23 protein-coding genes are annotated in these 24,354 nt (G+C 35.5%); 16 read left to right on the plus strand and 7 right to left on the minus strand.

What is annotated here, in order from left to right; genetic code table 11:
* The first annotated feature begins 135 nt into the window (after positions 1–135).
* The 6 genes from ACZZZI_RS10955 (at position 136) to ACZZZI_RS10980 (ending at position 4,056) form a co-directional block, all read left to right on the plus strand.
* The gene (locus ACZZZI_RS10955; RefSeq protein WP_463489441.1) at positions 136–555 is read left to right on the plus strand and encodes a cobalamin B12-binding domain-containing protein; all 420 of its coding nucleotides are present in this window, start codon (positions 136–138) and stop codon (positions 553–555) included.
* Between the two features lie 3 nt (positions 556–558).
* Positions 559–1,338 (plus strand): enoyl-CoA hydratase/isomerase family protein, encoded by a 780-nt coding sequence (locus ACZZZI_RS10960; RefSeq protein WP_463489442.1) that lies wholly within the window; start codon positions 559–561, stop codon positions 1,336–1,338.
* Between the two features lie 475 nt (positions 1,339–1,813).
* Complete coding sequence (locus ACZZZI_RS10965; protein WP_463489443.1) at positions 1,814–2,863, plus strand: AI-2E family transporter; 1,050 nt, start codon at positions 1,814–1,816, stop codon at positions 2,861–2,863.
* A gap of 68 nt (positions 2,864–2,931) precedes the next feature.
* A complete protein-coding gene (locus ACZZZI_RS10970) occupies positions 2,932–3,198 on the plus strand; it encodes a YtxH domain-containing protein (protein ID WP_316738034.1) in 267 nt (88 codons plus the stop codon).
* 53 nt (positions 3,199–3,251) lie between these two features.
* Positions 3,252–3,632 carry a phage holin family protein gene (locus ACZZZI_RS10975; RefSeq protein WP_316755122.1) on the plus strand — a complete coding sequence of 127 codons (381 nt, stop codon included), beginning with the start codon at positions 3,252–3,254 and terminating at the stop codon, positions 3,630–3,632.
* Positions 3,616–4,056 (plus strand): hypothetical protein, encoded by a 441-nt coding sequence (locus ACZZZI_RS10980; RefSeq protein ID WP_424057960.1) that lies wholly within the window; start codon positions 3,616–3,618, stop codon positions 4,054–4,056. Before ACZZZI_RS10975 ends, ACZZZI_RS10980 begins: the two co-directional genes overlap by 17 nt.
* 181 nt (positions 4,057–4,237) lie before the next feature.
* On the opposite strand, the gene aspS is transcribed toward ACZZZI_RS10980, so the two are convergent.
* The 3 genes from aspS to ACZZZI_RS10995 all read right to left on the minus strand — a co-directional run bounded on the left by aspS (position 4,238) and on the right by ACZZZI_RS10995 (position 7,009).
* Positions 4,238–5,983: an aspartate--tRNA ligase gene (gene aspS / locus ACZZZI_RS10985; RefSeq protein ID WP_463489444.1), complete on the minus strand. Its 1,746-nt coding sequence runs from the start codon at positions 5,981–5,983 to the stop codon at positions 4,238–4,240.
* A 149-nt stretch (positions 5,984–6,132) separates the two neighbouring features.
* Complete coding sequence (locus ACZZZI_RS10990) at positions 6,133–6,606, minus strand: DUF4265 domain-containing protein (protein WP_463489445.1); 474 nt, start codon at positions 6,604–6,606, stop codon at positions 6,133–6,135.
* Position 6,607: 1 nt separating this feature from the next.
* Positions 6,608–7,009, minus strand: coding sequence for a hypothetical protein (locus ACZZZI_RS10995; RefSeq protein ID WP_463489446.1), 402 nt, complete (start codon positions 7,007–7,009; stop codon positions 6,608–6,610).
* A gap of 350 nt (positions 7,010–7,359) precedes the next feature.
* Between ACZZZI_RS10995 and ACZZZI_RS11000 the strand changes: the two genes are divergently transcribed.
* From ACZZZI_RS11000 to ACZZZI_RS11020, 5 genes are all read left to right on the plus strand, one after another.
* Complete coding sequence (locus ACZZZI_RS11000) at positions 7,360–7,917, plus strand: RNA polymerase sigma factor (RefSeq protein WP_463489447.1); 558 nt, start codon at positions 7,360–7,362, stop codon at positions 7,915–7,917.
* On the plus strand, positions 7,910–8,437 hold the full coding sequence (locus ACZZZI_RS11005) for a hypothetical protein (protein ID WP_463489448.1): 528 nt from the start codon (positions 7,910–7,912) through the stop codon (positions 8,435–8,437). The genes ACZZZI_RS11000 and ACZZZI_RS11005 overlap by 8 nt, the downstream gene beginning before the upstream one ends.
* 84 nt (positions 8,438–8,521) lie before the next feature.
* Positions 8,522–9,823: a hypothetical protein gene (locus ACZZZI_RS11010; RefSeq protein WP_344768088.1), complete on the plus strand. Its 1,302-nt coding sequence runs from the start codon at positions 8,522–8,524 to the stop codon at positions 9,821–9,823.
* A gap of 69 nt (positions 9,824–9,892) precedes the next feature.
* A complete protein-coding gene (locus ACZZZI_RS11015; RefSeq protein WP_463489449.1) occupies positions 9,893–10,450 on the plus strand; it encodes a peroxiredoxin family protein in 558 nt (185 codons plus the stop codon).
* A gap of 137 nt (positions 10,451–10,587) precedes the next feature.
* The gene (locus ACZZZI_RS11020; RefSeq protein ID WP_463489450.1) at positions 10,588–11,217 is read left to right on the plus strand and encodes a Pr6Pr family membrane protein; all 630 of its coding nucleotides are present in this window, start codon (positions 10,588–10,590) and stop codon (positions 11,215–11,217) included.
* On the opposite strand, the gene ACZZZI_RS11025 is transcribed toward ACZZZI_RS11020, so the two are convergent.
* A complete protein-coding gene (locus tag ACZZZI_RS11025) occupies positions 11,214–12,104 on the minus strand; it encodes a bestrophin family protein (protein ID WP_316755139.1) in 891 nt (296 codons plus the stop codon). The two genes, ACZZZI_RS11020 and ACZZZI_RS11025, sit on opposite strands and share 4 nt — an antisense overlap.
* Before the next feature lie 134 nt (positions 12,105–12,238).
* Between ACZZZI_RS11025 and ACZZZI_RS11030 the strand changes: the two genes are divergently transcribed.
* Positions 12,239–13,762: an MFS transporter gene (locus tag ACZZZI_RS11030; RefSeq protein ID WP_344768082.1), complete on the plus strand. Its 1,524-nt coding sequence runs from the start codon at positions 12,239–12,241 to the stop codon at positions 13,760–13,762.
* A gap of 5 nt (positions 13,763–13,767) precedes the next feature.
* Complete coding sequence (locus ACZZZI_RS11035) at positions 13,768–14,019, plus strand: DUF6814 family protein (protein WP_344768080.1); 252 nt, start codon at positions 13,768–13,770, stop codon at positions 14,017–14,019.
* Positions 14,020–14,117: 98 nt separating this feature from the next.
* Here ACZZZI_RS11035 and ACZZZI_RS11040 read toward each other — a convergent pair whose 3' ends face one another.
* Together ACZZZI_RS11040 and ACZZZI_RS11045 are read right to left on the minus strand one after the other, a co-directional pair.
* On the minus strand, positions 14,118–15,302 hold the full coding sequence (locus tag ACZZZI_RS11040; RefSeq protein WP_463489451.1) for a class I SAM-dependent rRNA methyltransferase: 1,185 nt from the start codon (positions 15,300–15,302) through the stop codon (positions 14,118–14,120).
* A 78-nt stretch (positions 15,303–15,380) separates the two neighbouring features.
* A complete protein-coding gene (locus tag ACZZZI_RS11045) occupies positions 15,381–16,415 on the minus strand; it encodes a LacI family DNA-binding transcriptional regulator (protein ID WP_344768078.1) in 1,035 nt (344 codons plus the stop codon).
* Between the two features lie 266 nt (positions 16,416–16,681).
* Between ACZZZI_RS11045 and ACZZZI_RS11050 the strand changes: the two genes are divergently transcribed.
* The 3 genes from ACZZZI_RS11050 to ACZZZI_RS11060 all read left to right on the plus strand — a co-directional run bounded on the left by ACZZZI_RS11050 (position 16,682) and on the right by ACZZZI_RS11060 (position 22,563).
* Complete coding sequence (locus ACZZZI_RS11050; protein ID WP_463489452.1) at positions 16,682–19,888, plus strand: SusC/RagA family TonB-linked outer membrane protein; 3,207 nt, start codon at positions 16,682–16,684, stop codon at positions 19,886–19,888.
* Between the two features lie 16 nt (positions 19,889–19,904).
* Positions 19,905–21,698 (plus strand): RagB/SusD family nutrient uptake outer membrane protein, encoded by a 1,794-nt coding sequence (locus ACZZZI_RS11055; protein WP_344768074.1) that lies wholly within the window; start codon positions 19,905–19,907, stop codon positions 21,696–21,698.
* Between the two features lie 127 nt (positions 21,699–21,825).
* Positions 21,826–22,563 carry a rhamnogalacturonan acetylesterase gene (locus tag ACZZZI_RS11060; RefSeq protein ID WP_463489453.1) on the plus strand — a complete coding sequence of 246 codons (738 nt, stop codon included), beginning with the start codon at positions 21,826–21,828 and terminating at the stop codon, positions 22,561–22,563.
* Between the two features lie 150 nt (positions 22,564–22,713).
* Here the strand turns inward: ACZZZI_RS11060 and ACZZZI_RS11065 are convergent, their stop codons facing one another.
* On the minus strand, positions 22,714–24,339 hold the full coding sequence (locus ACZZZI_RS11065) for an NADP-dependent glyceraldehyde-3-phosphate dehydrogenase (protein WP_344768070.1): 1,626 nt from the start codon (positions 24,337–24,339) through the stop codon (positions 22,714–22,716).
* Between the last annotated feature and the right edge of the window lie 15 nt (positions 24,340–24,354).

A 24,354-nucleotide genomic window follows, 5' to 3' on the forward strand; every position in this document is an offset into this window, starting at 1 on the left:
AATGACTTAAACCTTCAATCTATTTCCTATTTTCAATTCCCCAAATCTATGTAACCCACAATCCGTTCTCTATTTCCAATTCCATAATCCTTTAAAAAGAAAATTCGATACATTTACATCAACTTAATATTCACTATGAGCAAAGAATTAAACCGCCCGATACGCGTTTTAGTAGCCAAAGTTGGGCTTGATGGGCACGACAGAGGGGCTAAAGTAATCGCAACTTCTTTACGCGATGCTGGTATGGAAGTGATATACACTGGCTTGCGTCAAACGCCCGAAATGGTTGTTAATACTGCACTGCAGGAAGATGTTGATGCAATTGGGGTTTCAATCCTTTCGGGGGCACATATGACGGTTTTTCCAAAAATAATTCATTTTATGAAAGAAAAACAGATGGATGATGTGCTATTAACAGGAGGCGGAATTATTCCAGAAGGAGACAGGACTAAACTAGCTGAACTTGGTGTTGGAGAATTATTTCCTCCAGGAACAACGATGGCAAGCATTGTAGAATATATTCAAAATTGGGTTACAGAAAACAGAAACTTTTAAGCTATGTCATATCAAAATTTAATATCAGAAGTAAAAGAAAACATTTTATACGTTACCATAAACCGCGAGAAGGCATTAAATGCTTTAAATGCAGCAACATTGGCAGAACTTGCTGATGTAGTTGAATTTGCTGCAAAAACCGACGAAGTTAGAGGTGTAATTTTAACTGGTGCAGGCGAAAAGGCATTTGTGGCTGGTGCTGATATTAAAGAATTTTCTGATTACAGTGGTAAACAAGGTGAGGAATTAGCGAGAAATGGGCACGAAAAAGTCTTCAATGCGATAGAAAATTCGCCAAAGCCTTTTATTGCTGCCATAAATGGATTTGCTTTAGGTGGAGGTTTAGAATTGGCTATGGCTTGCCACATGAGAGTGGCCGTTGAGCATGCCAAATTAGGATTGCCAGAAGTAACACTGGGTCTAATTCCAGGTTATGGCGGTACACAACGTTTAACTCAATTGGTAGGTAAAGGAAAAGCGATAGAAATGATCACTACAGCAAGTATGATTAGCTCTGTTGATGCAGAAAAAGTAGGCCTGGTAAATTATGTTGTGCCGCAAGAAGGCTTGATTTCTAAAGCAGAAGAGATTTTGAATGTGATTAAGCAACGTGCGCCATTAGCGGTTGCTGCTGCAATAAAATCTGTTATCGCTTCAATAAATGATGAAGATGGCTATGGTGTTGAGATTGAGGAGTTTGGAAAGTGCTTTGAGACCAAAGATTTTAAAGAAGGTGTTTCCGCATTTGTAGAAAAACGAAAAGCGATTTTTGCAGGAGAATAATATTTATGTTTGATTAATTCAGGTTTTATTTTAAAAAATTTAGAACACATTTACCAATAGAATTTTTTTACTAATTATGCACCCTGAATTCTCTCCTGATATTCGATGACTTTTACTATCCAACTTTATAACCATAAATGGTTTGGAAGTTTAAAATAGTATAACTGGTTATTCTGCTATCGATTATAAAGACACATACTTTTGATCTGGTGCCTTGAGATTACAGATGTGATGATACCGATGGGCGGGATGTTTTAATAAAAATCAAGGAAAATTATTCAACAACAGCTGTAATCATTACTGCAGGCTATCAAGATATCATGTAAAATTAGCGTTAATCAAACGAAGGCAGCACAAATTTCAAATATCGATAGCGAAAACACTTTACAAAAAATTGAAGGTAAAGAAAAAATTTTCGCAAACTCAAACAAAATAGCTCTTTTCTATCTTTAAAAGAATACCAAGCAATTAAATTATGTCGGTATTCTCGTTTAAGCAGCGTAATAATATTAATCTTGTAATTATTATAGCACTTGGGCTATTAATTGCGTACTCTTTACAAGGTATTTTTAGTGCTATTTTAAGTACACTTGTTTTGTATACGATTATGCGTCCTGTTTACATTTATCTAGCCGAAACTAAAGGATGGAACAAGAGGCTGGCTGCCTTATTTATTATAGCGGTTAGTATTGTTTTAATCGTTTTGCCTTTTTATGCTTTAAGCAGCATGGTGATTAGCAAAATATCTGAACTGAGAAATAACGAAATTTTCTTTAAAAACCTGCTTGTAAAGCTTCAGCATCTTCTACCAATTAAAATAAATGAAACTTTAATTCAAGACGGCATGAACCGTATTGGAAATTGGGCAACGCAGCTTTTTCCTTCCCTTATTTCGAGTGCTGTAAATATTATACTAGGTTTACTGGTGATGTACTTTTTACTCTACTTTATGTTGATAGAGCGAAAAAAATTCGAACATTCCCTAATAAAATATGCACCACTTAGAGAGCAAAATGCCTTGCGTTTTGGCGATGAGATGAGAAATACAACCTATGCGAATGTTATCGGACAAGGATTAATCTGCCTGGTTCAGGGTTCTTTAGTGAGTTTGTCATTTTATGTCCTGGGATATAAGGATCCTGTTTTTTGGGGCGTGATTACTACATTTATATCGTTTGTGCCCGTTTTAGGACCCCCTGTGGTATTTGTACCAGCGGCTATTTTACAAATTGCAAATGGAAATAATTTCGCGGGTTGGGCCATGTTAATTTTTGGCTTTGTTGTTATTATTAATATCGATAATGTTCTTAGATTTATAATAGCGAAAAAAGTAGGTAACATTCATCCCATAATTACAGTAATTGGCGTAATTATTGGTATCCCTTTATTCGGAATATTGGGCTTGGTTTTTGGTCCACTATTGTTATCTTATTTTATTTTGCTCGTTAAAATTTATGAAACCAGTACACTGGCATCAGAAAGATTGGAAAGAATTAAAACAAATAATGGGCAAAATGAGTTATAATTTATAGCTTAACAAAAATAATTTGGCAATATTATTTTGTAAATGTCAAACCCTTAAAATACATTATTATGAATGATAACTCAAAAGTTGTAGTTGCCCTTTTAGCGGGATTAGCGGCTGGAGCTGCACTAGGAATTTTATTTGCACCAGAAAAAGGCGAAGAAACGCGTGATAAATTAAGCCAATCTTTAAAAGATTTAGGTGATTCGATAAGAGATAAAGCTGCTGATGAAATTAACAATTTATCAAGCTTGAAAGAAAAAGTAGTAAGCTCGATTAAAACCAAATTGAGAAGTGTAGAAGAAGAATATAGCGACGACGTAGAGCACGCGTAAAAAATAAATAATAACCAGATTCATATTGAATCTGGTTAAATATCATCTGAATTATGCAGGAAAATAATGATAAGAGTATTGAAGATTTGGTAGATGATGCCAAGGGCTTTTTAGAAGCCAGGGTAGAATACACCAGACTTTATCTTGTAGAAAAAGTATCTAAAATTTTTGCCGATTTAGTAACCAGTACCGCAGTTATTGTTTGTTTTATATTGGCATTTTTGTTTGGGTCTGTAACACTTGCACTTTACCTTTCCGATGTTTTAGGAAGTTATGCTGGTGGTTTCGGTTGCGTTTCATTATTCTATATTTTATTGGCAGTAATAGTTTATTTAACCAAAGATAAATACATTGAAAAGGCTATTATTAACGTGGCTATCAGAAAGTATTTTGATAAACTAGCAGATAAGGAGGAAGATGATGAGAAGTTATAAAAACATCAGAAATCTCACGGATTTACAAGCTAAAAAACTCGAGCTTAAAGTAGACTATACCTTAAAGCAAAATATGCTTAAAGCTGATGCGAAAACATATTTGCATCAATTTACTTTAGGCGCATTAATTAAAAAATATGCTACACCGAGTAATCTTTTTAAGGTTGATGATAAACTAAATTTAAGTGGAACAGCAATGTCTTTGCTTTTGCCAATGTTTATGAATAAAACCCTTTTTAGAGGTGCGGGTTTTTTAACTAAAGCAGCTGTTGGTTTAGTTTCTGGCAAAGTAGGTAAATCTTTAGATGCGGAACATATCTCTGCGATTTTTAACTCAGTTAAAGGTTTTTTCGGCAAGAAAAAAGAGAAAAAGGACAAAAAGTTTGTCGATTATGGCATTCCGCCCGATAGTGAAACATTTTAGTTCGAAGATTTACCAGGAATCGGTTTATTTGTTTGGGTGTTTAACCTAAATAATTTCATCGAAAGTAAAATATATAGAAAAGGCGTCCGAAAATATTTTTGGACGCCTTTCTTATGATTTATGTTTTTTATTTAGGCTCAACGCCATTGGTGAGTTAATGGCTGATGAACCATTGAACCAATTACAAATCTGTCTTAATTTTCAATTCCTTTAACTGTTTATCATCAATAGTACTCGGACTATCAATCATTACATCTCTTCCTGAATTATTTTTAGGGAAAGCAATTACATCGCGAATTGAATCTAAACCTGCAAAAATCGAAGTTAAACGGTCGAAACCAAAAGCGATACCACCGTGTGGCGGTGCGCCAAATTCGAATGCGTCCATTAAGAAGCCAAACTGTTTTTGAGCTTCTTCGGCACTAAAGCCTAAATGCTTAAACATTAAAGCTTGTAAAGCTCTATCGTGAATACGAATAGAACCACCACCAATCTCGGTTCCGTTTACAACCATATCATAAGCATTTGCACGAACATTTTTAGGATCAGTGTCTAGTAATTCGATATCTTCTGGTTTTGGCGAAGTGAACGGATGGTGCATGGCATGGTAACGCTCTGTTTCTTCATCCCACTCCAAAAGCGGGAAATCCAATACCCAAAGTGCTGCAAATTTATTTTTATCGCGTAAACCTAAACGGTTACCCATTTCTAAACGAAGCTCGTTTAATTGCTTACGAACTTTATCTGTTGAGCCAGCAAGAATTAGAATTAAATCTCCTTTTTCAGTTGCAAAAGCCTCGCTCCACTGTTTTAAATCTTCTTCGTTGAAGAATTTATCTACAGATGATTTAATTGTTCCATCGTCGTTATGGCGAGCGTAAATTAATCCAGTAGCGCCAATTTGAGGGCGCTTTATGAAATCAGTTAACTCATCTAATTGTTTACGTGTGTAGCTAGCAGCACCTTTTGCATTAATACCGACAACTAATTCTGCATTATCAAAAACAGGGAAACCTTTTCCTTTTACCAGTTCGTTTAATTCAACAAATTGCATATCAAAGCGAGTATCTGGTTTATCTGAACCATATAAACGCATGGCGTCTGCATATTGCATACGTGGTACTTCTGGTAAATCATAATTGCGAACTTCTTTAAATAAAGTACGAATTAAGCCTTCAAAAGTGTTTAAAATATCTTCTTGCTCAATGAAAGACATCTCGCAATCAATTTGAGTAAATTCTGGCTGACGATCAGCTCTTAAATCTTCATCTCTGAAACATTTCACAATTTGGAAGTACCTATCAAAACCTGAAACCATAAGCAGTTGCTTAAAAGTTTGCGGCGATTGCGGTAAGGCATAAAATTCACCCGCGTTCATACGGCTTGGTACAACGAAATCTCTTGCCCCTTCTGGTGTAGATTTAATTAAAACGGGTGTTTCTACTTCAATAAAATCTAAGGCATCTAAATAACGACGAACCGATTGCGCCATTTTATGACGTAAAACCAGATTATTACGAACTGGATTACGACGTAAATCTAAATAGCGGTATTTCATACGCAATTCATCACCGCCATCTGTTTCATCGTCGATTAAGAAAGGAGGTAATTTTGCAGCATTTAAAATTTCTAATGCAGTGATTTTAATCTCTACATCGCCAGTTGACATTTTAGGGTTTTTGTTGCTTCTTTCTACAACCGTACCAATTGCTTTAATTACAAACTCACGACCTAACGCACGTGCAGCTTCGCAAAGTTCACGATTATCGTCCATGTTAAAAACCAACTGAGTAATACCATAACGATCGCGGATATCGATGAAAGTCATCCCGCCTAAATCTCTTGATTTTTGTACCCAACCACATAGGGTTACACTTTCGCCTAAGTTATTAAGGGTTAGTGCACCACAAGTTACTGTTCTTAACATATATTGTAATCTAAATTGAGCGGCAAAAATACCGATTTTGTTTTAAACTTTTGAATAGAAGATTCGAGGAAATTTATGTTGCTATTTTGTTAGTCACAGAAGTACTGAAAACATATAATTAAGTCCTCTAGCAGTTTTGCGCTTAAATACTAATTTAATTGGGTCTTATGCTTTTCTGATAAACAAGATTCAGCATAATCAATTATTTTATCCAGCTTCAATGTCGAAAGGTCACGTTTGACAAGTGCGTAATTTATTTCTCCAGGAATATTAATTACGAAATAACCTTCTGAAAGCTTTTCCGATTCGCAACCCAAGAGATTAAAGATTTCTCTAATATTATTTGTTTGGGTTGACTTTTTGGTGATTACGACTTGTATTGTCGAATTATCCGAAGCTTCAATTAATTCTCTATAGGTAAGCATTTCTTCGTCATAGTCATGTTCTGCGAAGATGATATCACCACACGCAAATGAAGCGTAGAAAGGAATGTTCTCAATTCTGAAGTAGCCTTTATCTAAATCAATGATTTCCGCCCACATTGTTTCTACAGTCCATTCTTCTAAAACGTCGCTGTAGAATTTGAAAAGTACTTTTACAAAATCATCATTATCTTCATTCATCTCAATATTTTTCCTCTAAAGTAATTTCAACTTCAACAACTTTCCATTGTGCGTTTAATTTTTTCCAGTTAAAAATTTCTTCGGTTTGGATGGTTTGTTTTTTTGTAAATAATAAACCTTTGATATAGATAATAGATTTTCGGGCGATTTTCTCTATGAAAATATCATTTTCTACAGATGATTTTATGCGGTAGTAAGTTGTGCTTATGCCTTTTGTTTTTCTGAAATACTTTTCTGTTTCATTAATCAATTCCTTTTTATCGAAAGTGGTGGCATCAGCATTTTTGTATGTGATACTTTCATCAAATTGAACAATGTAATCTGAAATGTTTTTATTCTCGAAAGCTACATCTGCTTTCTTATGTATTGCATCAATTTCTTTTATAATTAAATCGGTTTCCATGGTATGAAGTTAATTGTTTGTTTCAGGGATTTCAAATTTATGATGATTAGAATGATTGCTTTCCATATTAAACCCGATTGAAGTGAAAATACTTTTTAATTTGCAGCAACCCTGATTAAGCCGTAATGCTGAGGCACGAAGCATCTGCAACCGATGAAACAGAAGCTTCGTGCCACAGCATGACAGTAAATTATTAAAAAGATTGAAACGAAAAGCGGGACTGAAGTAACCGAATAGCTTTTGTAAGTGCTTTTCAGAGCATGTAGTTTTTAAAGGGTTATAAACTTTTTTTATACCTTGATGCAACGTTTTAAAATCTCTTATGTCTTATAATCAGAATCATCAAAAAATTGGAAGCGGTATACGTCGATAAAAACCTGGAATTGGTAAAAGCATGCATGCAGGGCAGCAGGGCAGCGCAGTTTGAATTATACAAATTGTACGCCAAGGCTATGTACAATGTGGCGTTGCGCATTTTAAATTACGAAGAAGAAGCTGAAGATGTTTTACAGGAGGCTTTTTTAGACGCTTTTACAAGAATTATAGATTTTAGGCAGGAAACCACTTTTGGGCTTTGGTTAAAGCAAATCGTAATTAACAAATCGATTAATTATTTGCGTAAGCGTAAAATGGAGTTTGTAAGTACGGATGAAATTAGCGAAGTGCCCGACGAGGTTAGTTTTGATGAATATGAGGTGCAATTACAGGCTGAAGATATTCGAAAAGCCATTACCGAACTGTCAGATGGTTATCGGGTTGTACTGAGTTTATACTTGCTAGAAGGTTACGACCATGAAGAGATATCGCATATTTTAAAAATTAGTGAAAACACAAGTCGCACCCAATACATGAGGGCGAAAAAAAAGTTAAAAAGTATTTTAGAACAGAAAGGGATGAGAGATGAATAATAGATTAGAAACCTTTGTTAAGGATAACCGTAAGGCATTTGATGTAATGGAGCCATCGGCAGGGCTTTGGGCAAAGATTGAACAAGAACTGGATGGTAAAAAAGAAAAAAAGTCGATAAAGCTGTATTTATGGATGAGTGCGGCAGCATCTATCGTGGTTGTTTTCGGTTTAGTTTGGTTATACGCAGGAAGAACGCAAAATGAGGCAATCGAAATAGCAGATGTTAATGCGGCTGCGGCTCAAAAGGAAGTTCATTTTACGAATCTAATTACCGATAAAAGAGACAGCTTGGCCATTTTTGCTTCGGCAAATCCAGAGCTGTATAAAAAATTTACGGCAGATTTAAAAAAGCTTGATGAAGATTACGAAAGATTAAAATCTGAGCTGCCTAGCACGCCCAATCAACTTTTTTTGGTTAAGGCAATGGTAAAAAACAGAGAGCTTCAGCTGAATTTATTAAGACAACAATTAATGATTATAAACCAGGTTGACGATTATAAAAAAGTTAATCAGATTTAGACTAGAAACATGCGCTCAACACATTTATCGGGCTTAAAATCGGTCGGCAGGATTTAAGCAGGTAAGTGTTTAATAATTAATAATATGAAAACGATAAAATTATTTTTAGCCTTTATGGCTTTAATCGCCGTAAAAACTTACGCTCAACAGGGCATTGTGGTTAGCAGCCCATCAGAAAATTATGCTGTTAACACTATAACCACTAGTTCAGTTAGTTCATCGAAAAATGCACCAATAAGTATTACCGTAAGTAATCAAACAGGTGGCGATGCTGAACGTTCTAAGTCGTTTAGCAAAACTTTTAGTGTTGATAACGGTGATAAAGTTAGTTTTAATAACCAGTATGGTTCTATGGTAATTAAAACCTGGGACAGGAAAGAAGTTAAAGTAGATGTAGAAATCAAAGCCTACAGCAACTCGGATAGTGATGTTCAGAAACTAATTGATGAAGTTACTATAGATGCGAACAAAACTGGCGACCAGGTTTCTGTTAAAACTAATATGAGTGATAGAAATGGTCGTTACGGTAGAGTAATTACCAATGGTAGCACAAAGTGGAGAAGAGAAATAAAGGTAAACTACGTAGTTTATATGCCCGCAGTAAATGCATTAACGGCTCAACAACAATATGGCAATATCGAATTGGCTGATTACTCTGGTCCGACATCTTTAAAAGTTCAATACGGAAATTTAACGGCTGGTAACTTAAATAGCGGTAACAATTACATTTATGTACAATACGGTAAAGCAACTATTCAGGATATTAACACAGCTGTGGTAAAACACGAGTATGGCGGTGGCGTAAGCATCGGATCGGTTGGTACTTTACAATTAGATGCAGAATATGTTCCTGTTAATGTTAATACGATTTCGAAATCGGCAAATATAAAGATCCAGTATGGTTCGGGTTTAACCGTTGGTTCTATTGCAGGTAACCTGCTTTTAAATAGCGAATATGCTAAAGTAAATATCAATAGTGTTAAAGGAAATACTGTCATAAAACAGGGTTATGGAAGTTTATCTATTGCAAATGCGGGTAAGCTTTCGATTAATTCGGAATATACGAATGTTACTTTGGGTACATTGAATGGCGATGCAAACATTAAAATGGATTATAACAGATTAAGCGTTGCTGAACTTACACCAGCTTGTAAGAGCTTTATTTTTAATGGCGAATATGCAAGCGCTGGAATTGGCTTTGCAAGCAATTATAACGCTAATTTTAATATTACCACTACTTATGCTGGTTTTAAATACGGTTCGAATGTTTCTGCAACTAAAAATAGCGATGATGATGAAACTAAAAGATATTCGGGTAAGGTTGGTAATGGTAGCGGAGGTAGTATAAATATTAGGTCGGAGTATGGTGCAATAACCTTTAAATAAAAGATTTTAACCAAACAAATTAGAGTCTTGCCAAAATTTTGGCAAGACTTTTTTTATATTTAGCCTACCATGAAAACTTTCTTATTACTTATTATTTTATGTTCAGCTTCTTTTGCAAATGCACAAACAAAACCAGTTAAATGGGCTACGCAAGAAACCTTTTTTGAAGAATTAATAGGTAAAGATTTGCCAGATTTCAAAGGGGCTAACATAAATAATAAACAATTTTTATCAAGCCGTTTAAAGGGTAAAATTGTAGTAATTAATTTTTGGTTTGAGGCTTGTCCGCCTTGTGTTAAGGAAATGCCCGAACTAAATAAACTGGTAGATAAATATGGAAAAGCTGGTGTTCGTTTCATTGCCATAACCTATGATTTACCTAAATCGGCCAAGAAGTTTCAAAACCAAAGTGGTTATAAATATGAAATTGTTTCATTAACTCATGATGAGATCAGGAAGTTGAATATCAATCACGGTTATCCAACAAATATTTTAATTGGTAAAGATGGTAAGATCATTAAAGCGATTAATGCTGTCTCTTTTAATAATGAAATCCCATCAATAAAAGAACAAACCTTAGTTTTTGAAGAAAAGCTTAAAGCGGAAATAAATAAAGGCTCGAATTAGATTCATCAGCAGGCATTAAAATATCTCAAAGAGAAAATTCTAGTAAACGATATAGAATTTAAATATGCTTATCTTAGTTTTAGATAAGTATTATTTTGCTTAATAATAATCAGGCTTCTCATCCCATAAATTTAGTTATGAAATCTTCATTAAGTGAAAAGGTCTATTTAACAATTGCAGTAATTGTATTGTGGTTTGCAATTGGTCTTCAATTTAATTTGAGTTTAAATACTTTAAATGGCGATGTATGGGCAACTTTGAAAATAATGTTATCTTTTTTTACCGTGCTTTCTAATATTTTATGTGCAATAGCTTTAACGGTTATATTGTTATTTAAAAATTCTAGTGTGGGGCAGTTTTTTGAGAAATCATCTACAAAAGCAGCAATAACTGTTTATATTGTTATTGTAGGAATAATTTATAATCTAGCTTTACGTGGATTAGAGGTTCCGAGTGGTTGGCATAGCGTTGCTAATGAGTTGTTACATGTGGTAAATCCTCTGCTTGTTTTAGTTTACTGGATCTTCTTTGCAAATAAATCTAATTTGGAATATAAGAATGCATTTACCTGGTTGTTGTACCCATTGCTTTATATAATTATGATTATTGTCCGTGGAATCATGATTAATAAATATCCCTACCCATTTATTAATGTTGTAAAGTTAGGTTATCCAAAAGCACTGCTAAATACGCTTATAATTCTAATTGTTTTCTATCTTGTTTCTGTGCTCTTTATTTTCGCAGGAAAAAGGCAATCTAAAGCTTAGAGAATATATTCTTCGTTAATTGGTTTTACAGGTTCTGGAATATCTTCTTCTTTAAGCATCTGTAAAAGGTTAATTTCGATGGTTCTCGTAATCTGGTTTAATGGAACACCTGCTGAATTATTTTCGAACGGATTAACCAAACTCATTCCGTTTATTTGCGTAGATACGAACACAAAACCGATCATCCAGCCTAAAAATATTGATGCAATGCCAGCCGATTGGCTAATAACCAAAGTGAAAGTAACTACAAATAACCAGATAAATACTTTGGTTAAATAGGTGTAAGTTGTTGGGAAAATGGTGTTTTTTATACGCTCGCTCATGCCCATCGAATCAGAAAACCGGGTAAGCATTTCATTAATTTCTATAAACCTAAAACCATCAATTGCATTTGCTTTCGATAATTTTTGTAAATCTCTTGATTGAATATTTAGCAATGCGTTGTGAATGTTCTTGTGCTTTTCTATCTCTGCTAAATCTTCTGCCGATAAATATTTAGTGTAGATTTCATCAACAGTTCCACGTAAATTTGCTTTTAATGCATACAAGAAAGCAATGTGCCTGTAAACCATTTTTTTAACACTTTCATCATCATGATCTACGTAGTTAATTAAAGATCTGGTAAACGACCTGGAATCGTTAACTAAAGCGCCCCACACTTTTCTTGCCTCCCACCATCTATCGTAAGCCTGATTGTTGTTAAAGCCAATAAAAAAAGCAATAGCTGTACCTAAAACCGTTGGAATTATCGCTGGGATTTCGAAATGGTGGGCTATTAAATATTCTCGAACAAGGTATGCTGCGGTACAAGAAGCAATCATAATAAGATCAACTTGCCATGTATTCCTTAAAATTCTACTTATTCTAATGTTTTGTACTAAAAGCATATGTTCGGTTTTCTGTATGAAAATACAAAAGTAATGCGAAAATGTTTTATTGTAACAATTTAAATCAGTGTAATTGATCTTATTGTTTTGTGACACAAATGTTTATCTTAGAAAACCAAATATTCCGAGTAATTATGAGTGAAGCTCTTCCAAAGAACAATATTTTTAAAGTTATTGGCGCATCGTCTTTAGGTACGCTAATCGAATGGTACGATTTCTATATTTTTGGAAGTCTTGCCGTTATTATCGGTCATCAGTTATTTCCTGAAGATGCAGGTGCATCAGCCCTAATTAACACTTTAGCAATCTTTGCTGCAGGTTTTATTGTTCGCCCTTTTGGTGCATTGGTTTTTGGCAGGTTAGGCGATTTAATAGGTAGGAAATATACATTTTTGTTAACACTCGTTTTGATGGGTGGCTCTACATTTCTAATTGGCTTAATTCCATCATACAAAACAATCGGTTACGCTGCACCCATATTAGTTTTAATTTTAAGATTGATACAAGGCTTAGCGCTTGGCGGAGAGTATGGCGGCGCAGCAACTTATGTTGCCGAACATGCACCAAAAAACAGGCGAGGCTTTTTTACGAGCTGGATTCAAACTACTGCAACTTTGGGTTTGTTTTTATCGTTGGGCATAATTGTAATTACAAAAAATATTTTAGGAGCAGAGACCTTTAGCGATTGGGGTTGGCGGATTCCATTTTTGTTATCAATTGTTTTGGTAGGTGTATCGATTTACATTCGAATGAAAATGCACGAATCGCCCATGTTTTCCAAATTGAAAGCAGAAGGAAAAGTTTCTAAAAACCCGCTTAAAGAAAGTTTCAATAATAAGGCAAATTTTAAAATGGTTTTGCTGGCATTATTTGGTGCAACAATGGGGCAGGGCGTAATTTGGTATACAGGCCAGTTTTATGCGCAATCTTTTTTAGAAAATACCTGTAAACTCGATTTTAACGATTCGAGATACATTTTGCTTTGGGGAATTGCTTTTGCCACACCTTTTTTCGTTGTTTTTGGAGCATGGAGCGATAAGGTTGGCCGTAAATGGATTATGCTTGCGGGTATGCTTTTAGGAATTGTTTTTTACCGCCCGATTTATCAAACTTTTTTAGACGATACAAGTATTGAAAACTTCAATCAATCAAAGCAAACATCTTCTGTTGTTGGTTCACCTAAATTTACGGCTATCGCAAATACCAGTGATACGCTAAGAACAGTAGAAAACAAATTTGCTTTTGAAAATGGTTCAAGTTATACCAAAGTTCAAACCGATACGATTTCAACTTCGAAAGGAATTTTAAGCGCTAAAGATTTAATTAAAGACAAAGTGCTGCCAAATCCAATTTTTTGGAAATTTGTGGGGTTAATTTTCTTCCAGATTTTATTGGTTACAATGGTTTATGGACCAATTGCTGCATTTTTAGTAGAACTTTTCCCAACTAAAATTCGCTATACTTCAATGTCGTTACCTTACCATATAGGTAATGGTGTTTTTGGTGGATTAGTACCATTTATCGCAACCTTAATCGCAAGTTTTAGTGGATCTACGCCATTATCAGGACTTTGGTATCCGATAGGAATTGCAGCACTAAGTTTAATTATTGGAACGGTTTATTTATCAAACAAAAGAGACGAAAACATTAACGATTAAATATTATGAATGCGTTAAAGAAAACTTTAGGTTTAGCCTGGATGGTTTTAGGGCCGTTAGCCATGACTTTTTTATTTATTCAGGCGATAGATAAAATAGGCTTAACCCACACCAGCATAGAAAGAACAAATACCATTTTACAATGGAGCATTATTCTGTTCATTTTCTTCCCAATTTGCCTGGGTTTAATGATATTTGGATTCTACGCCTGGAAGGGCGAATATGAAAAACTCCCAGAAAATTCTGAAGAAATTTAGTTAATACATAGTCCTATTTGAGCTTGTAGAAGAAAAATTTCTCAAATTTAAGTCCTTCGACAGGCTCAGACTGACAGGGTATAAATGATTAATCTAAATTATAAAACTCTTAATAGTAATCCTTTTAAATATTCTCCTTCGGGGAAAGAAATTCGAACTGGATGATCTTCTGGTTGACAGAATTGTTTAATAATTTGAACTTCTTTACCTGCATCTAATGCTGCCCAGGCAATAATTTGTTTAAAGGTTTCGATATCTACAGCACCTGAACACGAGAAGGTTGCAAGTAAGCCGCCTTTTTCTAAAAGCAGCATTCCTAGGCGATTTAAATCTTTATATGCTCTTGCAGCACGATCTAATGCAGAACGTGATGGTGCATATTTTGGTGGATCTAAAACCACAATATCGAACAATTCGCCCGTTTCTTTGAAAGCTCGTAATTGCTTGTTTACATCAGATTGTATAGCTGTAATTTTGTCGGAGTCGAATTTATTTAATCCTACATTTTGTTTTAGGGTTTCAAGGGCTAAGGCCGAGCTATCTACACTGGTGATACTTCTCGCTCCATTAGCTAAGCTATTCAAGCTAAAACCTCCGCTATAACTAAAGCAATCTAGAACTTTCTTGTCCTTAGTATAGCTTGCTAAAATACTTCTGTTATCGCGTTGATCGCAATAAAAGCCAGATTTTTGTCCTTCGGCGATATTAATGTTGTAGGCAATTCCATTTTCTTTAACCTCTAAAAATTCTGGCGGGTTTTCGCCCCACAACAAGCCATTTTCTACCGCTAAACCTTCATGACCACGAGCCGTTGCATCACTTTTATCGAAAATCCCCTTGGGTTGTAATTCTGCTTTTAAAATCTCAACAATATCATTCTTTACCTTTTCAATACCAGAACTCAGGATTTGTAATGAAAGAAAATCGGCATATTTATCAACGATTAAGCCAGGTAGAAAATCGGCTTCGCTGAAAACTAATCTGCAAGTATTCGTTTTATCAGATAAAATAAATTGACGAGATGCAATAGCCTGGTGCAAGCGATTTTGATACCATTCTTTATCGATAGTTTGTTCTTCATCCCATTCTAAAAGCCGAACGGCAACACGAGAATTGCTATTGTAATAACCGTAGGCAAGAAATTCATTATCAAAAGCAAATAACTTTACAACATCTCCATCTTCTGGTTTCCCTTTAACTTTTTCTAAAGCGCCCGAAAATACCCAGGGATGCCTTTGTAATGCTGCTTTCTCTTTGCCCTTTTTTAATACGATTTCTACCATAGCGCAAAGGTAATAATTTATTTCTTGCAAGTCTTCGGCAGATGAGACCTGATGCGTTCAGTAAAAATATATTGCTTTTTACAAAAACCTGTTTCCCAATTGTTTTTGCATTCTGATGAGTTCTGTATCCAAAACTTTTGTTTCAAATTCGGTAATTGGCCTTTTGGCTTCAATCATAGAAATTAGTAATTCTGTTGCTACCTGACCGATTTCGAATGCGGGTTGTTTAACTGTTGTTAAGGATGGGCTAAACAACTCGACAAGATTGGAGTTGGTAAAGCCAGCAATAGCAATTTTATGGGCCACTTCTGGATTTGTTTTTCTTAAGGCCATAATACAACCTGTTGTTAAGCGATCGCTCGATATAAAAATTCCATCAGGCTTCAAAGGTAAAAGTTCTTTAACAGCTTGTTCTAATTCGATGCTGTGCATGCCGCCATGCTGGCAATATTTAACGAGTTCGGGCCTAAATTCGATATGGTATTTAGCTAGAGCGGCTTTGTAACCTTCTAATCTTTCTTTAGTGTTCGAAAGCGTTTCTGAATTGGTTAAATGCGCAATAACTCTTTTTCCTGATAAAATAAGATGTTCAGTAGCATCAAAAGAGCCCTTGAAATTATTGGCAATAACTTTATGGGTTTCGAAATTATCGGGAACACGATCAAAAAAAACAATTGGTAAGCCTTTTGAATATAAATCGCGTAGGTAATCGATGTCTTGTGTTTCTGATGATAGTGCAATTAATAAACCATCAATAGAACGGGATGCGAGATGCTCAACGTTCAGCTTTTCCTGCTTGTAAGACTCGTGGCTTTGAGAAATGATTACATGATAATCTTTAGCGTAAGCAATGGATTCGATACCATTGATTACCTGCGAAAAGAAATTATTTGCAATTTCACTTACAATAATCCCGATAGAATAACTCCTTCTTTCTTTTAAGCTTCGGGCAATAGGATTAGCTCTGTAATTTACCTTTTCGGCATAAGCCAGAACTGTTTTTTTAGTTTCTTCGCTAATTTCATAACGATCTCGTAAAGCTCTGGAAACTGTAGAAGTAGAAAGTCCTAAAGCTTTTGCAATATCTTTTATAGTTGAAGTTTCGAATCTCATTTTTTGTACTTGCCCCCCAAGTTACGAAAAATATATCTCCTGACCGTTTTGAACACGATTTTTAATAAACGTTGAAACTACGTTTTTGGGAACGTTTGCACAGATTTTTAGTTAAAACTGTATTCAAACGGTTTTTAGTTTGTAAAATTGTTACATCAACGTAGCCAAATATTAACCAAGAATATTTCTATAACTAAGAATAATATTCTAAAAGTAAGCGTTTGTACACGTTTCTATAAAACCAAATATTCAAACAAAGAACAGTTATGAGCAGAATTTTACTCTTTTTTAGTGTATTCGCTTTTTATTTCAGTACAGCACTGGGTCAAACCAAACAAGTAACAGGTACTGTATCAGAAGAAGGAGGCGAGTCTATCCCAGGCGTTAGCGTTTTAATTAAAGGAACCAAAACAGGAACGCAAACAGACAATAATGGAAGGTTTTCGATTTCGGTAGCTCCTGGTACCATTTTGGTTTTTAACTACATTGGCTATAAAACAAAAGAAGTTTCAGTAGGAAATCAAACCAATATTAAAGTTAGTTTAGCATCAAACTCAACTGATTTGGATGAGGTGGTTGCAATCGGTTACGCTACTGTAAACCGTAGAGATTTAACTGGATCTGTTTCATCTGTAGGTGCAAAACAATTAAAAGATATTCCAAATAATTCATTGGCAGAATCAATCGCTGGTCGCTTGGCTGGTGTTCAGATTACAGTTTCAGAAGGTACGCCAAATGCAAGCGCTCAAATTAGAGTGCGTGGTGGCGGCTCAATTACACAAGACAATACGCCCCTTTATGTTGTAGATGGTATTCAGGTAGAAAATGCTTTATCTGTTTTATCTCCTCAGGATATTGAAAGTATTGATGTTTTAAAAGACGCATCAGCTACGGCAATTTACGGTTCGAGAGGCGCTAACGGTGTGGTTTTAATTACTACCAAAGGCGGAAGGGAAATGAAAACCCAAATTAACTATAATGGCTTAGTCGGTTTCAGACAATTGGCTAACAAATTGGAAGTGATGAATCCTTACGATTTTGTTAAATATCAATATGAAGCCAGTCGTGGTAATGCTACAGCAGAAAGTTTGTATTCAGGTTATTACGGTAATTTTAGTGATTTGGAAAGCTTTAAAAGCGTTCCTTTTGTAGATTGGCAGGAAGAATTATTCGGCAGAAATGCTTTAATGCAAACTCATAATGTAAGCGTTACAGGTGGCGATGCAAAATCGACTTTTAACTTAAGTGTTACATCGAATACAGAAGATGGCGTAATGTTAGCTTCGGATTTTGATAGAAAGTTGATCAACTTCAAATTCGACCACAAGTTTAACGATAAATTAAAAGTTGGTTTTAATGTTAGATACAATAACACGGTTGTAAACGGTGCTGGTACAAGTAGCGAGGGTTCTTCTTCGCTTAACAGATTACGTCAGGCCGTTAAATATAGACCATTACTGGTTAAAGGACAAGATATTTATGCTTACGACCCTGATTACGCAAGTGAAACCAATGGAAATAGTCTTTCACTAGTTAATCCGTTGTTATTGAATGATGCAGAGTACAAAAAGGTTTTTACCAACGTAACTAACTTTAATGGTTATTTTAGCTATAATCTTTTTAAAGGCATAACATTTAAAAGTACATTGGGGTTAGATTTTAGCAATAACCGTTCTGATGTTTTTAACGATATCATTACGAACGAATCCAGATTAGTTGGTTCTTCTCAACCAATTGCTTCTATTGCAACCAGTAACAGGCAAACGCTAAATAATTCTAACGTTATTTCATATTCAAACTCTGGTTCAAAAACAGAATTTAGCAAACACCACAGTTTCGATGCCTTAATCGGGCAGGAACTTTATCAGGATAGAGTTAAGGCCTATTATATCGAAAACAGATTATTTCCAATCGGGATTACTGCCGAACGCGCTTTGGCAAACATGGCTTTAGGTACTACACCAGCGGGTGCAGCAACTTCGAGCGATTTAACCGCAAGATTATTTTCAGTGTTTAGTAGATTTAATTATTCGTTCGATAAGAAATACTTGTTAACGTTAAGTGTACGTGCCGATGGTTCATCAAAATTTGCCGAAGGAAATAAATGGGGCTACTTCCCATCTGGGTCTGTGGCCTGGAGAATTTCTGATGAGAAATTTATGGATAAAATTAAATCTACTATTCGCTTAAATGATTTAAAACTTAGAGTAAGTTATGGTGAAGCAGGTAATAATCGTATCGCCGATTTCTTATATACAACCCAATTTAAACCAAGTGCATTTTACGATATAAATAACACTTTGGTAACCGCATTAGTAGCTACTGAACTTTCAAATCCTAATTTGAAATGGGAAACAACAGTTTCTAGAAATTTAGGATTAGATGCTGGTTTCTTAAACAACAGATTACAATTCTCATTTGATGTTTACAGCAATAAAACCAAAGGACTTTTAGTAAATAACCCATTCCCTTCTACTAGTGGTTATGCATTCCAGTTGCAAAATATTGGTTCAACTAGCAATAAAGGTATCGAGTTCCAGATTAATGGTACACCTGTTCAAACTAAAAACTTTTCATGGTCAACTAACTTCAATATCTCGTTTAATAAAAACAAAGTTGAAAGCTTAGGCGATTACCAAAAATCGTTTTTAATTAATTCTGGATGGGCAGGAACAAACGTACCTGCAGATTATCAGGTAGCAGTAGGGCAAGCGGTAGGTAAAATGTACGGATTGGTTAACGATGGCTTTTACAAAATAGAAGATTTTAATTATGCTAACGGTGTTTACACTTTAAAACCAGGTGTTCCTAATAATTCAAGTGTAACCTCATTAACGCCAAAACCAGGGGTTATTAAATTTAAAGATTTAAATGGCGATGGTGTTGTTGATATTACCAACGACCGTACAATAATTGGCGATGCAAATCCGAAATTTACGGGTGGTTTTAACCAATCGTTTACTTACAAAAACTGGGACTTAAATGTGTTTGTTAACTTCCAGGTTGGGAACGATATTTTAAATGCAAACAAACTTGAATTTACAAGCGGATATACCGCAAACGGTAACTTATTGGCCACAATGAATGGAAGATGGAGAAATGTAAACGATCAGGGCGTTGTGGTTACAGATCCGACAGAGCTAGCTGCCTTAAATGCAAATGCAACACTTTGGAGTCCGTTAACCAGTAATAGTTCTTTCTTCGTAAATTCATACGCGATTGAAGATGGCTCATTCCTAAGAATCAATAATATTACTCTTGGTTATACTTTACCAGCAGATTTATTGAGGAAATTTAAAATAAACAGAATGCGTTTATATGCTACTGTAAATAATCTGGCGGTAATTACAAACTATTCAGGCTATGATCCTGAAGTAAATACACGCCGTGCAACAGGTACCACTCCAGGTGTAGATTATTCGGCATATCCACGTAGCAGAGCATTTATTTTCGGTATCAATTTTACGCTATAAACTAATTAGAGCAAGAATGAAAACTAATTTAAAATTAATTATAGGCGGAATTTTTATCACCGCATCAATTTTCACAATTTCTTCGTGTAAGAAATTCTTAGAAGTAGAACCAATTTCATCTTTTGGTAACGATTACGTTTTTAGTAATGTTACCAATGCGCAAAAGGCATTGTTAGGTGTTTATTCATCGCTTGGCGGAGATCAGGGTTATGGCATTCGATTGAGCATGTATTATCCTTACGATAATGATGAAATGATGGGGCAGGGCGGAACGCCTTATCCAGATAACGAACGTAGAGACATTGCTCACTTTAATGTTCAGCCAGCAAATACGCAGCTTGCAGGTCCGTTTAACCAGTTATACGTAGGTATAGAACGTGCGAATATTTGTATAGATAACATTCCGAAAATGGATGCTTATACAAATGGTAGTACAGCTGATCAAAAAGAACTGAAACGTCTTTATGGTGAAGCTTTGGCTTTAAGAGCTCAGTTTTATTTTGAAGTAATTAGAAACTGGGGCGATGTTCCTGCTCAGTTTACTTCATCTATAAATGTAAGCGATCCTTACAATTCAAGAACCGATAGAGATACAATTTACAATCATATAATTAGAGATTTAGCTGTAGCAGCGCCTTTAGTGCCTTGGCGTACAGAATCATCAGTTACCAGTGATCGACTTAGTCAGGGTGCTATCAGAGCCTTGCGTGCGAGATATGCATTGTTTAGAGGCGGATATTCTTTGAGACAAGATAAAACAATGAAGCGTAATGCAGATTACAAAACATTTTATCAAATTGCTAAAGATGAGTGCGCAATTATTATGGCAAGGGCTGATCATAAACTTAATCCGAGTTTCCAATCTGTTTTTAAAGATGGGGTTAATGCACACAAATTTGAAGCTAACGGCGAGGTTTTATGGGAAGTTGGTATGACGGGTGGCAGCTCGGGTGTTGGAGATAGTAAATTAGGTTATTATAATGGACCACGTCAGTTTACGGTTGCTACACCAGGAACAACAGCGGTTGGTAATGCAGCCTTAACCATTCTTCCAACTTATTTCTATGCATTTGATGCGAATGATAAACGCCGTGATGTTACTTGTGCTCCTTACGATAATAACCTGGATTTAACCTTACGCCCACGTAGTATGGTTACCATGCTTGATGGTAAATTTAGAAGAGATTGGCAAAGTCCTTCAGTTTTAACAAGTGCTGCACAATATTTTGGTGTTAACTGGCCAGTTATTCGTTTCTCCGATGTGTTATTAATGTTTGCAGAAGCTGATAATGAGCTAAGCTCTGGACCAACTGCAGCAGCGAAAAGTGCTTTTGAACAAGTTAGAACCCGAGGTTTTGGTGGTACTGCATCTTTGATAGGTACTACACCTTCTGATTATACTGGTTTCTTTAACGCTTTGGTAAAAGAACGTCAATTTGAATTTGGTGGCGAAGGTATTAGAAAGTACGATTTAATCAGATGGAATATGTTGGCTTCTAAAATTGCCGAAACTAAAGCGAATTTAGCATTAATGGCTGCAAAAGCTGCTCCTTATGCTACTTTACCAGCAACGATGTATTACACACCAAATCAAACAACTGTAGTTTGGCTAAATTCATTTTATACTGCATCTCCGGCAGCGCCAACAGGTTCTGCAAGTGTGGCTTGGGTAAACGCAGCAACAATAAACAGCACTTTATTAGCTTATTATGCCGTAGCCTTTACACCAAATAAAAGCGAATTATTGCCATTGCCTCAAACAGTTATCGATGCGAATCCAAAATTGGGTGGTCAGTGGTATGGTTACTAATTGGTGAAATATATTAATACAAACAACTATTTATTTAGAAAGGGCGATAACTTTATCCGCCCTTTCTTTGTTAAAAACTGATTCTGTTATTTATAATATTTGAAGTTGTTTAAATAAAAAACTTAAAATGAAAAGAAAACTGCTTTTAGCTTTGGTCGTGTTGTCAGGTATTTTAGCATCATTTACCTTTATCCAAAAGAAATCTACAATTTATATTATCGGCGATTCTACAGCGGCAAATAAACAGCCTAAGGCTTATCCCGAAACTGGTTGGGGAATGGAATTGCAATTTTTTTTTAATTCAGAAATTGTAGTAGATAACAGGGCTTTAAATGGAAGAAGTACCAAATCATTTAAAGCAGAAAAACAATGGCAACCTATTTTGGAAAAGCTTGCACCTGGCGATTACGTACTTATTGAGTTTGGACATAATGATGAAAAAATAGAGAAGCCAGGCATCGGTACATCATTAGCAGAGTTTAAAACTAATCTCATTAATTACGTTAATGAAACAAGAAGTAAAAAGGCAGTACCTGTTTTACTTACGCCAATTTCCCGAAGAAGTTTTAAGAACGGGGTATTAGTAGATTCTCATGGCGATTACCCCAAAGTAACCAGAAAAGTCGCCGATTCTTTAAAGGTTCCCTTAATCGATATGTTGGTTAAAACCGAAAACTTGTTAACCAAACTTGGAGATTTGCCATCAATAAAATTATTTAACTATGTAGATTCGGGAAATGTAAATTATCCCACTGGAAAAAAAGACGATACACATTTAAGTCCAGAAGGAGCAAAGCAAATTGCGGCTTTGGTTGTAGATGGAATTAAAGAGCGTAAACTTGGTATTGCTAAGAAATTGAAGTAAAAACTTTCGTCATGCTAAACCTGTTTCAGCATTATAGTTTATAATATGAATCGTAATTTCGACCGAAGCGGAGAAATTTTTAAGTAGATATTAACCACTTGAAAAAATTTCTCCGTTTCGCTTTACTCCAGTCGAAAAGGCGATATAATTTTAAAAAATATACTTCGTGCTCAAGAAATTCGAATCGTTATCGCTAACAATTTCGTTTAATAATTTCTTGTTGCTTTCGGTAAGTTTAGTTGCAACCAACGAACGTATAGAGAACGAACGCAGTGCATCTACAACAGAAAGCGTTCCTTCTGCACTGTCTTTTCTGCCTGTAAATGGAAATGCATCAGGACCGCGCTGGCATTGACAATTTATATTTACACGACTTACCTGATTGACTAAAGGATCGATAAGCGATGAAATAACAGCTGCATTATTGCTAAAAATACTTACTTGCTGTCCGTGTGGTGAGCCGATTAAATATTCAATTGGTTCTTCCAAATCATCAAAAGGAACCACTGGAACAATTGGCCCAAACTGCTCTTCTCGATACAATTTCATGTTGCTGTTTACAGGGTAAACAATAGCAGGATAAACAAAAGTTTCTAAGGTTTGCCCTCCGTTTTTGTTCACCACTTTTGCACCATGAGCAACTGCATCATCAATACATTCTTTTAAGTATTCAGGTTTATTTAATTCAGGAAGAGGGGTTAAGGAAACTCCTTTTTCCCAAGGCATACCGAATTTTAATTTCTCAACTTCAGTAGATAATCGTTTTAAAAACTCTTGTGCTAAACTGCGGTGCACATAAACAATTTTAATTGCCGTACAACGCTGACCGTTAAAAGAAAGCGAACCTAAAACTGTTTCAGAAACTGCTAAATCTAAATCAGCATCTTTTGTAATGATGGCTGCATTTTTTGCATCTAAACCTAAAATTGCTCGTAAACGATTAACTTTTGGATGTAGTTTTTTTAACTCATTGGCTACCTTGCTCGAACCAATAAGCGTTAATACATTAATTTTTCCTGATTTCATCAAGCCTGGAACAATAGTATTTCCACGGCCATAAATTGTATTTACAACACCTTTTGGAAAGCTAGAACGAAATGCTTCTAACAAAGGATAATGCAATAAAGTACCGTGTTTTGGTGGTTTGAATAAAAGCGTATTGCCCATTATCAGGGCTGGAATTAATGTTGTAAAAGTTTCGTTTAACGGATAGTTAAATGGCCCCATACAAAGCACAACGCCAAGTGGCGAACGACGAACCTGCGCCACAATACCTTGCTCAATTTCGAAACGTGAAGATTGACGATCAATATCTTTCAAGGCATCGATGGTTGCATAAATATATTCAACTGTACGATCGAATTCCTTAAGCGAATCGGCATACGACTTGCCAATTTCCCACATAATTAGTTTGGCAACAATTTCTTTTTGCTCAAGCATTTTATGCGTGAAATTTTCTACGCAGGTAATACGGTCGGCAACACTCATGGTTGGCCATTGCCCGCGACCATTGTCGTACGCAGCTACGGCAGCATCTAGAGCCTCAGTAGATTCTTTTTCTGTACAAACAGGGAAACTACCAATGCGCTTTCGTTTCAAGCCATCTGCTGTTTTTACGCATACTGGAGAAAACACTTCATTAAAAGGTCCGCTCCAGGTTTTCATTTCTCCGTTAGAAAGAAATTCCTTTTGATTGATTTCTTCCTTGAGCCTGAATTCCTCAGGAATCTGGCTTTCATCAACGAAAATACCTTCGAGATTTAAAGTTGTGCTCAATTTGGTTTGTTTTAA

The organism is Pedobacter sp. AC190, assembly GCF_979258025.1.